This window comes from Colwellia sp. MB3u-8 (assembly GCF_014076985.1).
In the GTDB taxonomy this organism is placed as follows: domain Bacteria; phylum Pseudomonadota; class Gammaproteobacteria; order Enterobacterales; family Alteromonadaceae; genus Cognaticolwellia.
Map to the genome: position 1 here is coordinate 88,109 of NZ_JACGVA010000073.1, position 12,855 is coordinate 100,963.

14 protein-coding genes are annotated in these 12,855 nt (G+C 39.4%); 7 read left to right on the forward strand and 7 right to left on the reverse strand.

Annotated features, from left to right (window positions below):
- The first annotated feature begins 68 nt into the window (after positions 1-68).
- Both H4J54_RS17275 and H4J54_RS19600 read left to right on the forward strand, forming a co-directional pair.
- Positions 69-455: a BlaI/MecI/CopY family transcriptional regulator gene (locus H4J54_RS17275; protein ID WP_182137305.1), complete on the forward strand. Its 387-nt coding sequence runs from the start codon at positions 69-71 to the stop codon at positions 453-455.
- A 33-nt stretch (positions 456-488) separates the two neighbouring features.
- Positions 489-2,441, forward strand: coding sequence for a M56 family metallopeptidase (locus H4J54_RS19600; RefSeq protein ID WP_259367053.1), 1,953 nt, complete (start codon positions 489-491; stop codon positions 2,439-2,441).
- A 3-nt stretch (positions 2,442-2,444) separates the two neighbouring features.
- Here H4J54_RS19600 and H4J54_RS17285 read toward each other — a convergent pair whose 3' ends face one another.
- On the reverse strand, positions 2,445-2,606 hold the full coding sequence (locus tag H4J54_RS17285) for a hypothetical protein (protein ID WP_182192230.1): 162 nt from the start codon (positions 2,604-2,606) through the stop codon (positions 2,445-2,447).
- 143 nt (positions 2,607-2,749) lie between these two features.
- Between H4J54_RS17285 and H4J54_RS17290 the strand changes: the two genes are divergently transcribed.
- Positions 2,750-3,760, forward strand: coding sequence for an alpha/beta fold hydrolase (locus H4J54_RS17290; protein ID WP_182192231.1), 1,011 nt, complete (start codon positions 2,750-2,752; stop codon positions 3,758-3,760).
- 69 nt (positions 3,761-3,829) lie between these two features.
- Here the strand turns inward: H4J54_RS17290 and H4J54_RS17295 are convergent, their stop codons facing one another.
- Positions 3,830-4,729, reverse strand: coding sequence for a cation diffusion facilitator family transporter (locus tag H4J54_RS17295; RefSeq protein WP_310650122.1), 900 nt, complete (start codon positions 4,727-4,729; stop codon positions 3,830-3,832).
- 113 nt (positions 4,730-4,842) lie between these two features.
- Between H4J54_RS17295 and trmL the strand changes: the two genes are divergently transcribed.
- On the forward strand, positions 4,843-5,307 hold the full coding sequence (gene trmL / locus H4J54_RS17300; RefSeq protein WP_182137299.1) for a tRNA (uridine(34)/cytosine(34)/5-carboxymethylaminomethyluridine(34)-2'-O)-methyltransferase TrmL: 465 nt from the start codon (positions 4,843-4,845) through the stop codon (positions 5,305-5,307).
- A gap of 521 nt (positions 5,308-5,828) precedes the next feature.
- Here trmL and gpsA read toward each other — a convergent pair.
- The 4 genes from gpsA to H4J54_RS17320 all read right to left on the reverse strand — a co-directional run bounded on the left by gpsA (position 5,829) and on the right by H4J54_RS17320 (position 8,123).
- Positions 5,829-6,836, reverse strand: coding sequence for an NAD(P)H-dependent glycerol-3-phosphate dehydrogenase (gene gpsA / locus H4J54_RS17305; RefSeq protein ID WP_182192232.1), 1,008 nt, complete (start codon positions 6,834-6,836; stop codon positions 5,829-5,831).
- 3 nt (positions 6,837-6,839) lie between these two features.
- Positions 6,840-7,349: a protein-export chaperone SecB gene (gene secB, locus H4J54_RS17310; RefSeq protein ID WP_182137297.1), complete on the reverse strand. Its 510-nt coding sequence runs from the start codon at positions 7,347-7,349 to the stop codon at positions 6,840-6,842.
- A gap of 66 nt (positions 7,350-7,415) precedes the next feature.
- Positions 7,416-7,670, reverse strand: a complete 255-nt coding sequence (grxC, locus tag H4J54_RS17315; RefSeq protein ID WP_404851920.1) for a glutaredoxin 3 — start codon at positions 7,668-7,670, stop codon at positions 7,416-7,418.
- A 27-nt stretch (positions 7,671-7,697) separates the two neighbouring features.
- Positions 7,698-8,123, reverse strand: a complete 426-nt coding sequence (locus H4J54_RS17320; RefSeq protein WP_182192233.1) for a rhodanese-like domain-containing protein — start codon at positions 8,121-8,123, stop codon at positions 7,698-7,700.
- Between the two features lie 295 nt (positions 8,124-8,418).
- Here H4J54_RS17320 and gpmM point away from each other — a divergent pair, with 295 nt between their 5' ends.
- From gpmM to H4J54_RS17335, 3 genes are all read left to right on the forward strand, one after another.
- Positions 8,419-9,960, forward strand: coding sequence for a 2,3-bisphosphoglycerate-independent phosphoglycerate mutase (gene gpmM, locus H4J54_RS17325; protein ID WP_220464238.1), 1,542 nt, complete (start codon positions 8,419-8,421; stop codon positions 9,958-9,960).
- Between the two features lie 24 nt (positions 9,961-9,984).
- Positions 9,985-11,166: a murein hydrolase activator EnvC gene (locus H4J54_RS17330; protein ID WP_182192235.1), complete on the forward strand. Its 1,182-nt coding sequence runs from the start codon at positions 9,985-9,987 to the stop codon at positions 11,164-11,166.
- Positions 11,167-11,260: 94 nt separating this feature from the next.
- Positions 11,261-12,013, forward strand: a complete 753-nt coding sequence (locus H4J54_RS17335; protein ID WP_310650123.1) for a divergent polysaccharide deacetylase family protein — start codon at positions 11,261-11,263, stop codon at positions 12,011-12,013.
- Between the two features lie 50 nt (positions 12,014-12,063).
- Here H4J54_RS17335 and H4J54_RS17340 read toward each other — a convergent pair whose 3' ends face one another.
- Positions 12,064-12,828 carry a serine protease gene (locus H4J54_RS17340; protein WP_182192236.1) on the reverse strand — a complete coding sequence of 255 codons (765 nt, stop codon included), beginning with the start codon at positions 12,826-12,828 and terminating at the stop codon, positions 12,064-12,066.
- Between the last annotated feature and the right edge of the window lie 27 nt (positions 12,829-12,855).

Below are 12,855 nucleotides of genomic sequence, written 5' to 3' on the forward strand. Positions count from 1 at the left end.
TTCTCACAGTAAGCAGAAAATTAGTTCGCTTGGTATAATTTTAGATAAATTTGCCTTAAGGAATCTCAATGTTACGAGATAAATCAAATATTAAGCCTACAGAGGCGGAACTAACGCTGCTTAATATTCTTTGGAAAATCGGACCAGCTACAGTTCGACAAGTCCATGACACGGTTAGCCAAAGCCAAAAAACTGGTTATACTACTGTACTGAAAATATTACAAATCATGCACGAAAAAACCTTAGTTATTCGCGATGAAAGCAACCGAGCACATGTTTATGCACCCTCGAATAGCGAGATGGTCACACAATCGTCTTTATTAAAAGATTTAGTGTTAAAAGCCTTTGGTGGTTCAACATCAAAGTTAGTCATGCGAGCGTTAGATAATTCAACAAGCAAAGAAGAAATTGAAGATATTAGACAGTTACTCAATGAATTAGAACAACAATCTTAATTAACTAAGACTCAAAAGGTAACGTAAACAGGCATGATTGAGGAAAGCTTAATACATAGTCCATCATTGGCGGCTTTAACCATAACGCTTATCCATTTCTTATGGCAAGGCGTTCTAATTGCAGTGGTATTAAAAGCCTTACTGTCGCTAATATCCTATCAAAAATCTCAATTACGCTACGCATTAAGCTCGATGGCGATGCTAGCCAACCTTATTTTACCTATTATCACTTTTTTTCTTGTTTACGATACTGATTTTCGTCAAGTAACAAACTTTGTTCATGCCCAGCCTTTACTGGATCAAAATTTTTATCTAGAAAAAACAGCCGCAAACGCTTGGTATATGGAATGGTTAGAGTATTTTCCTCTAGTCGCTATGGTTTGGTTTACTGTTGTTACCACACTAGCGCTTAAGTTAATTATAGAGCTGTACAATGTTAATAAACTGCCATTGCAGGGCTGTACTGCCGTTGATATTGCACTACAAAAGCGTTTTGATGTACTGCTTGTTAAAGTCGGCTTGTCGAGAAAAGTGGCCTTATTACTTTCTAACAAAACCGATGTTCCTATGGCAATAGGTTGGTTAAAACCTGTAGTACTGATCCCATTCAGTATGTTATCAGGCTTAACACCTCAACAGTTAGATATGCTGTTGCTACACGAATTAGCACATATTCGACGTCATGATTATCTGGTCAATTTTTTACAATCGCTTGTTGAAATATTACTGTTTTTTCATCCTGCCGTTAATTGGGTTTCAAAACAAATGCGTAACGAAAGAGAGTATTGTAGCGATGATGTTGCCGTACAACACGGTGGCAGTTCATTGGCCTATGCGCATACCTTGGCAGATACCGCCTCTTTGTGTGAGCAACATCGCCATCACACCATTCCAAATATGGCCATGGCGGCTTCTGGTGGTGATTTAAAACAACGGGTTGTTCGACTATTAGACCAGCAGCAGCACTGCACAAAAACTGCCGACACCGGCAAATGGCTTGCTTCATTTACCATCTTATTGAGCATTATTTTTCTCTTGTCTAAATACTCGCTAACCTTGCCGATTATTGATCTACAGTCAGGGAGTATTTCATTGCATAACCCTGTAACAGGGCAAAATAAAAACTCAATAACGCCGAGCCCTGAAACCTTTCAGCAAACAAATGCCAACCCCACACTGGCTAGCCATTTATTAGCTAGAGATCACACGAGTACCCGTGAATTACCTGCAGAAAAAAAAGTAGAAAATTTAGCTCAAGCTATTAATAAAAAACAAAAATCCAACAAAATAATAGCAAAAAACAAGCTTGACGCTTTGAGTGATCATGCAACTAGCGCCTATTATAACGATTTACCTTTTGTGCGTGTAAATCCCAATAATAAAAAAAATGTAGCCCAACATCACGCAGAATTACAACACGAAACACAAGTTAACCAACAGCCTGATATAGCAAGCAAAAAATCGATTTCAACATTAGCATTTGAACGCACTGACTCTACATATGTTGGCGCAGAGGCAAACCCGTATAAGCAACAAATTAATTCACTGTTAAACGAGCCAATAACATCCAGAGATACTCCAATAACGGCATTAAACCGAGGCCAATTTGGTACTAACTACCAACAACAAACAGCTAATAAATTTAGTAGTGCACGCTTAAGTCAAAGCCAATTAACCAAGAGTGTCATCGAACATCAGGCATTTAAAACCAGTTCGGTAACAGCGCGACTAATAAACTCAGCTGAACCTAAATATCCGTCTTCAGCAAAAAGAAAAGGCATAGAGTTAGAGATCATGGTGGAGTTTAGTATAGACCGAAATGGCTTAGTAAAAGACATTCAGTTTGAGTCTAAAAGTAAAGTGAGCTACTTTCGCAATACCATTCGTAACGCCATGGAAAAATGGCGCTTTCTACCTGCAAAAGAAAATGGCCGCGCAGTAGCAAGCACGATGTCAAAAATATTCTCCTTTCGTCTTTTAAAGTAAAGCTTAACTGTGTTTATCCATGGTTAAAAATTTTTGCTGCTGCTCTGATGTTAACACTTGCATAACACCATGGTGAAATTTTGCCCTTGCCATTGCGGCTTGTTGAAAATTCAGCTGATGTTTGGCATAGATAGCCAAATAAGCTATTGTTGCGCATAATGGCAAAATTAGTGCTCAAAACAATAGTGAGAATGGTCTTACGGTTACCATTGAATTACCGATAAAGATCAGCAAAAATAGTGTAAATGAAACATAAACAACTTTATCAGCTAGCTTTAATTTTTTGGCTATTATTAGGGATTTCGGCAATGGCTAACGCAAAAATCTTAGTGAGTAAGCAAGCGCTTACCTTAAAGAAGATTGCCGCTATTGAAAGCTTTTGGCAATCAGTAACTCAAGCGTCCTTCAAAACAAATGACAATATTCGCATCGCTTATGCCACTAACTTTAAACGTCCCCAAAAGCCTTATATTGTTATTGTACCTGGGCGCTCAGAAGGTTACCTAAAATATCAAGAGTTGGCCTATGATCTAGATAATCAAGGCTATGATAGCGTTATTATTGATCATCGAGGACAAGGACTTTCGATGCGTTTAACCACCAACCGCTTACAGGGTTATGTGGAAAAATTTGATCAATACGCACAAGATTTACAACAATTACTCCACCAGGTCTTACCTGAAAAATACCCACAACATCAGCAAAGCTCTTTTATGCTAGCACATTCAATGGGTGGCGCAATTGCATTAAGATACCTGCAACTTTACCCACATAAGGTCAAAGCATTAAGTTTAAGCTCTCCCATGATAGCCATATCAAGTGGCGGCACGCCAGATTGGTTAGCGAAAGCATTAATAAAAACAGGCTCAAGCATAAACCGTTGGCTGTCTAATACACCATGGTATTTTTTTGGTCAAAGTGATCATAATCAAAGTTCATTTGCACAAAATCGCTTAATGCATTCAGCAAAGCGTTTTCAGCGTTTTCAGTCATTATATCAAGCCAAGCCAGCACTAAAACTGGGGGGTGTCACTTTTAATTGGCTAGAGCAAGCCATGATAAATTCGGATAATTTATTTATTGATATCGAAAAATTGTCGCTACCAATACAAATGTTGCAAGCAGAGAAAGAACAGATTGTTGATAATCATGCTCAAGATAACTTTTGTCTAACACTCAATAATTTTAATCACAATGCTTGCCCTGACGGTAAGCCCATAGTCATCTTTGGCGCCTATCACGAGCTTTTTTTTGAAGTGGACCAATACCGTGATATCGCGCTAGATAAAACCATCACATGGTTTGCACAACATCAATAACCGAGAGCCGAGAGCCCATGACTAAAACATAAGAAGTTATGCCTTAATCATGGCCTTTGCGTCCTTAGCCTATTGGTGGTTAGATACTGACAAAGGATCGTGGTGAATAAATACCTCACAGGGTGCTAAGGCTAGAATAATTTCTGTTTCAATGGCCTCGCCAATACTATGAGCTTCCGACAAAGATAACTCACCATCTAATTCTAAGTGAAATTGAATAAAACGATCTGGCCCGGCTTGTCGTGTTCTCAACTCGTGTAAACCATGAGTGCCTTCATGCGCCAAAATAATTTTCTTAATGGTATCCAGCTCTTCTTCAGTAAGTTCATGATCCATTAAGTGATGAACACTGTGCCAGATAATTTTTCCTGCGCCAATGAGCAGGAATATAGCGACCGCAACAGTAAAAACCCCATCCGCTTGCAACCAATAACCTTGGCTTAAAAACAGGGCTGCAAGAACGCCTAAATTCAGAATTAAGTCAGATTGATAATGCAAAGCATCGGCACTGATAGCGACAGATTTTGTCCGGTTAATCACATATTTTTGCAGTATCACCAGCAACAAGGTCATGACAATAGCGATAATTGAGACCACAATACCCACTTCGGTGCGCACCACTTCTTGTGGATTAATAATGCGATCGACACCATTAAACACCAGTAATAATGCTGAACCCAACACAAAGGCGGCCTGTACCAATCCGGCTAAACTTTCCGCTTTGCCGTGACCAAATTTATGTTCTTTGTCGGCTGGAGCCAAAGCGAAACGTAAAATCACCACATTCATGATGGAAGCGAATAAATCTAAAATCGAGTCAGTCGCGGAAGCTAACATGGCACTAGCGTCAGTGACAAAAAAAGCATAAAGCTTCAATACCACTAAAATCAACGCCGTTGTTGTTGCCGCAAATGCTGCTAGCTTTACTAAGTAAGCATATTGGTTTGAATCTATCTTGTTAGCCTGCACTAAGTCCTCCTAATGAAATAAATATTGCTTAACATTGCTTAACATAGATAAAGCAAAGCCGAATCAAGCACGGTATAATACCACTTAATTATACAATTTATTAAGCACTTGATATGTTAGATGTCGTTTTATTTCAACCTCAAATTCCACCCAACACGGGTAATATAATTCGCCTATGTGCTAATACCGGCTTTAGGTTACATCTAATTGAACCACTCGGTTTTGACCTAGAAGATAAAAAATTGCGCAGAGCCGGTTTAGATTACCATGAGTTTGCGGCACTTAAGCGCCATGCGAATTATCAAAGTTTTATTGAAAGTGAGCAACCTAAGCGCATATTAGCGGTGACAACAAAGTCTACCGGTTATTATGGTGACATCAGTTTTCAGTCCGGTGATTATCTTTTATTTGGCTCAGAAACCGGCGGCTTACCCGAGGATGTTAGACAACAAATACCTGACAAAGACAAAATTAGAATACCTATGTTAAAAGATAGCCGTAGTATGAACTTATCAAACGCCACCGCTGTGATAGTTTATGAGGCATGGCGCCAGCTAGGCTTTGCAGACTCAGTGTAAAAGTAAGTCAGTTATAACCTGATGAACCTTATGTTAAAGCGGGTTAAATTTCATTTAACTTGATGGACTAAAGTCCACCCTACATAGAGCCTGAAGGTGATTTTTAATGTTGAGCAATTTTTTTGTCGGTCGTACTTGAATCTGTCAAAAGTTGAGCTGGGGATTAAGGTGATGGGTAAACAAACATTAGTAGCGGGAATTATTTTTTAAATCTATAAATGTATATTGAAAAAATTAATGTTATTTATGGCGAGAACCGTTAAATTGCATTTAACTTGATGAACTAAAGTCCAACCTACATAGAGTCTACAGATGATTTTCAACGTTGATAAATTTTCTTACTCTATACATATATATTGAAAAATTAATGTTGTTTATGGCGAAAACCGTTAAATTGCATTTAACTTGATGGACTAAAGTCCACCCTACATACATAGAGCCTACGGGTGATTTTCAACTTTGAGTAATTCTTTAAACTGCCCGCTATTTATTCAGTCACCAAAAATCTGGTTTATTTAACCTTATTCAAATTTACGGTCACGAGATAATAAATCTGCCGCGGCTAATCTGGCGTCTTTACCGCAATAAAGTACCTGGTAAACCTGCTCCACAATCGGCATTTCAACACCCATGCGCTGTGCCAGCATATAAACTTCTTTGGTGTTGCGATAACCTTCAACCACTTGGCCAATATCAGCAATTGCTTGCTCAACACCTGCGCCAGCGCCTAATGCTAGGCCAAAACGACGGTTACGTGACTGGTTGTCAGTACAAGTTAATACTAAATCACCTAGCCCTGCCATGCCCATAAATGTTGACGGTTCAGCGTTTAATGCACAACCTAAGCGGGTCATTTCGGCTAGGCCACGGGTAATTAAAGCCGTTCGTGCATTGGCACCAAAGCCAATGCCGTCAGCCATACCGGCACCAATGGCAATAACATTTTTAACGGCTCCGCCTAACTGTACACCGATAAAGTCGCTGTTACTGTAAACACGGAAGGTTCGCCCACAGTGTAATAATTTAGATATATCTTCAACAAAGACATCATCGGTTGAAGATAAAGATATCGCCGTTGGTAATCCTGCGGCCATTTCTTTTGCAAAAGTAGGTCCAGAAAGCACAGCTAACGATATGTCATTACCTAAGATTTCTCGCGCTACGTCTTGCAATAAGCGCCCTGAATCGTGCTCTAAACCCTTAGTAGCCCAGACCAAACGCGTATCTTTTCTTAGATAAGGTTTGATTTTCTCCAGCATTTCACCAAATACATGGCTCGGCACCACCAATAAAATATTTTTACTGGCCGCGACTACGTTTGCCAAATCATCACTAACCACTAATGCTTCTGGAAACTGGCTACCGGGTAAATATTTTTCATTAGCCCGTGTACTCGCCATTTCAGCAACGTGATTAGCATCACGTCCCCAAAGCAATGTTTTATGACCATTACGGGCTAAACATATTGCTAGCGCTGTGCCATAAGAACCAGCGCCAATAACGGAAATTGCTGCAGAATCAGGGTTCATAAACTAGTGAGTTTCTGTGCTTGCTGGTGCTTGTTCAGCATTCGCTTGTGCTGCACGTTGTTGTACATAGTTGGCGAATAAAGCTTCAAAGTTTACCGGTGCTAAGTTAATTTGTGGGAAAGAGCCACGGCTAACTAAGTTCGCTACTGATTCGCGCGCATAAGGGAATAAAGTGGTAGGACAAAATGCACCAATAGTATGAGCTAACTGTGCTTCAGGCAAGTTACCTATGGTAAAAATACCGGCTTGTTGTACTTCAGCTAGAAAAGCTGTTTGGTCTTCAACTTTAGCCGTAACGGTTAACGACAAAGTTACTTCATAAGTATCATCAGCAAGTTTAGTTGATTTAGTATCAATATCTAACTGTATTTCTGGCTTCCAATCTTTTTGAAAAATTGCCGGTGAGTTGGGTGTTTCAAATGAGATATCTTTAGTATAAACGCGTTGAATAGCAAATTGTGGTGCTTGTTGTTCAGTTGTTGCTTCTGCGCCGTTTTGAATTTCGTCAGCCATTTTGTATTACTTCCTATATAGTTACGCCTTTTTAAGGCATTTTTATTCTCTATTTTTTCACTGATATTATTGTGCTAAGAGTGAAGCTAATTTTCCTTGCGCATGCAATGCAAGTAATTCATCACAACCACCAATATGCGCGTTGTTAATAAATATTTGTGGCACTGTTGCGCTGCCCTGACTGCGTGTGATCATTTTTTCACGCAATAGTGCATCACCGTCAATTTTTATTTCGTTGTAAGTAACCTTCATATCATCAAGCAAAGCTTTCGCTCTCATGCAATAAAAACAAGTTACTTTAGTATATATATCAACTGCCATTATCATAGTCCGTTGTTTAGTTGCACACTACTTGGTTACAGGTAAACCTGCACTTAACCAAGCATTCATGCCACCTTTAAGTAAACTTACTCGAGTAAAGCCCGCTTTTGCTAGCTGGCTAGCCACTTTGCCTGCGCTCATGCCAGCACTACATACTATAATGATGGGATTATCTTTATGTTTTTCAAGACTAGAAAAGTCATTTTTACTGACTTTATCATTGCCAAGGTGCAACGCATCAACAATATGTCCGGCTTTAAAGTCTTTCTCGCTTCGGCTATCAACAACAACACCAGACTCTCTATTAACTAAAAAAGTCATTTGTTGTGTGCTTAATTGTTTAATAGGTGACATTTGAATTCTGATCGTCATGACAATAATCATCAAAACAATAAATAGCCAAATAGTGCTGAGCAAAGATTGACTCATTGCGAAGGTAATAAGTTGGTCCATAAGTTTTATATTCTAATTAACTAAAATTTGGCAATAGTATACAGGCTAATAAACTAAACCCAAACTGAACTTTTCATAGAAAAACAGATTTACTTAATATCTTAATACCCATCGACAAATTTTGTTCTTATTGCTGTAACTTTTCACACCATAATTGACTTATAAAATCTGATGAGATCAGAAATATTTTCTCTGCTATTTTCTCTACACAGACAGAAGATATTCACTGCGTGTCTTGATATACTGCTGTTGAAAATTATTTTTACCTCTCGTTACTTGTATAAAGGAAGCCGTGATGCCAAACAAAAAATCAACAGTTCTTATTATTTTAGATGGTTGGGGATATAGAGAAAACCCAGAGTCTAATGCTATTTATCATGCCAAAACTCCGGTAATAGATAACTTAATGGCGAATAAACCGAATATGCTGATTGAGACCTCAGGCATGGCAGTTGGTTTACCTGACGGGCAAATGGGTAACTCTGAAGTAGGTCATGTTAACTTAGGTGCTGGCCGTATTGTTTATCAAGACTTCACTCGCATTACCAAAGCGATTAAAGATAAAGAATTTCAAAGCAACCCTGTTTTAGTCAATGCGTTAGACAACGCCGTTAACAACAATAAAGCGATACACGTTTTTGGTCTATTATCTCCAGGTGGCGTCCATAGCCATGAAGATCATATTTTTGCTATGTTAGAAATGGCGGCTGAAAAAGGCGCAAAAAAGATTTATTTACATGCGTTTTTAGATGGCCGTGATACGCCACCACGCAGTGCGGAAGCTTCGTTAATAAAAGCACAAGCAAAGTTTGCTGAATTAGGTTGTGGGCAAGTCGCCTCAGTGATTGGCCGCTATTATGCCATGGACAGAGATCAACGCTGGGAACGTGTTGAATTAGCTTATAATTTAATGGTTTCAGGCCAAGCCGATTTTCACTATAGTCAGGCGACTGATGCTTTGCATGCAGCTTACGCGCGCGACGAAAATGATGAATTTGTCAAAGCCTCAGCGATTACCGACAAACAGGGTGAAGTGATTAAGGTGCAAGATGGTGATGCCATGATCTTTATGAATTTTCGAGCTGATCGCGCGCGCCAATTTACCCGCTGTTTTACCGACACAAAATTTTCAGGCTTTACTCGCCAAAAACAACCCAAACTCGGCAGTTTTGTTATGCTAACCGAATATGCCGCCGATATCGATGCACCCTCTGCATTCCCCGCGGTAAAACTTAATAACGTGTTAGGAGAATGGTTAGAAAAGCATGATAAAACGCAACTGCGCATTTCAGAAACAGAAAAGTATGCGCACGTAACGTTTTTCTTCAGCGGTGGTAAAGAAGATACTTTTGTCGGTGAACAACGAATATTAGTGCCATCACCACAAGTAGCAACCTATGACCTACAACCAGAAATGAACTCAACCCTGTTAACCGATAAGTTAGTGGCCGCCATAGAAAGCGGCGAGCATGACTTTATTGTTTGTAACTATCCAAATGGTGATATGGTGGGTCATACCGGTGATTTTGATGCCGCAGTAAAAGCCTGCGAGGCCGTCGACACTTGTATAGGTAGAATAGTGACCGCATTAGAGAAAACTGGCAGCGAGTGTTTAATTACCGCTGATCACGGCAACGCAGAACAAATGATGGACAAGGTGTCAGGACAAGCGCACACCGCACATACTTGTGAACCTGTACCGTTAATTTATATTGGTCGAAACGCAAAAATGGCCAAAACAGGCGCGCTAAGTGATATAGCCCCCACTATTTTATCATTAATGGATATGCCTCAGCCCAAAGATATGACAGGCTGTAACTTATTAACTTTAATTTAACTTAATCTAAACATGCTTTTTAAGATGAATATCAGCAAGCCAATATTAGAACGTAGCCAGTTTAGCACTGGCTATGCTTTTTTTATTGGCCTAGTGCTGATTTTTTGCTCGTTTGATATTTTTGCCCAAACAGATGCTAATGTTAAAAATAGTGCAAAAGCCAATCAGCAACTGTCTGATATTCAACAAGCTATTAATCAACAGAAACAAACCTTATCAAGTACTAATGTAGAGATTAGTGATCTAGAGCAACAATTAAAAACAGACGATATCGCCATAGGTCAAGTGGCACGAAACTTAGCAAATACCAGTAGTAGCCTAACCACAACACGCCAAAAACTAGGCCAACTTAGCTCAGAAAAAAAACAATTAGCACTGGCCAAAAAACAGCAAGAGCAGATATTAGCCAAGCAACTTAGAGCTGCCTATTCTACCGGCCATCACGACTATATAAAGTTAATCCTTAACCAACAAAAACCCAGTAACGTACAGCGTACTATTACTCATTATCAATACCTCAATGCTGCCCGTATTAAGGAAATTGAAGCCTTTAAAAGCACGATTACTCAACTGAATGACGTGACAGCACAATACCAGCAGCAAGCTGAACAATTAACACAATTAACACAAACCCAAAGTCAGCAAAAACAACTGCTCGAATTATCAAAAACCAAACAAAAACAAACCTTAAAAGCGCTCAATAAAAAGGCGCTTACCGAACAACAGAAGCTAGCTAAATTAGAACGAGAAGAGTCAGCATTGGTTGCCTTGTTGAAAAAAATGGCTGTTGCCGCAAGAAAAGTAGACAACCTAGTCGGTTTGAGTAAATTAAAACGTAAACTGAGTTGGCCAGTTAAAGGGAAAATTCGCCACCGTTTTGGTTCAAGTAAACAGGGCTACTTAAAATGGAAAGGGGTATTTCTTTCAGCACCGATTGGCCAACAAGTTAAAGCCATTCACAATGGCACTATTTTATTTTCAGATTGGCTTAAAGGTTATGGACTAGTTTCTGTGGTTGATCATGGCGATGGTTACATGAGTTTATACGGCCATAATCAAGCGTTACTTAAAGCTGTTGGCAACCGTGTAGAAGCGGGTGAACCCATAGCTTTGGTAGGTCAAAGTGGTGGTCAAGCCAACTCAGGCCTGTACTTTGAAATTCGACATACCGGCATAGCCGTCAACCCTAAACTTTGGTGTAAATAAGCTTATGCATTGTTAAGCGTTTAACTAGTCGATTTTGACCATCTGAACTGTTACCCTAAATAATGATTTATTATCTCATCAAAAAAAACTAACTGTGCTGCGATTCCTACTAACCTTTAGCTTACTTTGGCCTGCTTTGCTTTATGCTCAACCTGCACAAGTGGCGATCATTATTGACGACATTGGCTATCGAAAAAGCGATGCTCAAGCACTCTATTTACCCGGGAATATCAGTTACGCGATTCTTCCCCATACGCCCTATGGAAAAATATTGGCGTTACAGGCAAAAGCAAACAACAATGATGTTATTTTGCATATTCCAATGGAAGCAAAAAATGGTAAAAAACTCGGCCCAGGCGCGTTAACCAGTGCCATGAATGAAACGGGTATTCGAGCAAGCTTAACTCATGCCTTTGCTGAAATTCCTTTCGCTTTGGGTATCAACAACCACATGGGCAGTAAACTTACCGAGCTATATCAACCTATGGCGTGGACCATGCAATTTTTGCGTGAACGAAATTTAATGTTTATTGATAGCTTAACCACTGGCGCTAGCCAAGCAGAAGAAGTTGCCATAAGCTTTGGCGTACCCAGTTTACATCGACATATTTTTCTCGATAATAAATTAGAACACGCCTATATTCTCAGTCAATTTAAACAACTCATACTCGATGCAAAACGTTATCGTAGCGTTGTTGCTATCGCTCATCCACATCCTGAAACAATCAGATCATTACATCAACTTTTGCCCTTGCTCGAGAAAAACAACATAGAGCTAGTGCCGATATCAAGGCTACTAAACAATAAAATGGCCATATCAAATCAACAAACAAATGCTGAAGATTAACCAAATTTTTATTTTAACAGCGGGTGAAATTATCAGGCAAGATATAGTCACTAGCCCTTTATATTATGCTTTTTTAATAAGTTATGCAGATACTTCACGGGTATCGCATAGGTAATACCGCTCGGCTTACTGATCACTGTTTCTTTACTCTGCTGCACAAAAACTTTATTAATAATACCAATAACCACACCCGTTTTAACATCATACATAGCACTACCACTGTTGCCCGGATAAGCGGTTGCATCTAATTGATAGACTAAATAAGGATCTCTTAAGCGCTTAAGCATAGCTATGCTTATTTGCCTTGCATCATCAACGGGTATAATAGTGGGTGTTACGGCAGCAATAATACCTCGGTGTGTGACAGGATAAAGTCCCAACACAGCGCCAATCGGGAAGCCAGTAAATGCGATATCACTGCCTTCACGTCGAAAGTCATTGTTGGCTAATGATAATGCCGGTAACGCCTGCCCTTCAATTTTAAGGATAGCAAGATCATGATCCTCATCATGGGCAATCAATTTAGCTAATTTTACTTTCGCCGATCGGCCCTTACCGGTAAATACAGCTAATTTCTGTAATAAATTATCATCTAACTCTTGCTCAATAACATGGTGATTGGTCACGATGTAAGTGCCATCGCCAATAACAAAGCCCGTGCCATAAAGTTGATTTTTCGGCTGTCCTGTCGGCGTATAAACACCAATGCCAACCACAGAAGGTTTAAGTAAACTCACCGTATCCGCTAAATCAGCACAGGCTATTGAACTGAATATCAGCCCAATAAAGATTAATAATGGTAATATTTTATTCATATTTTCACTCCTCTTAAAACTTTAAAA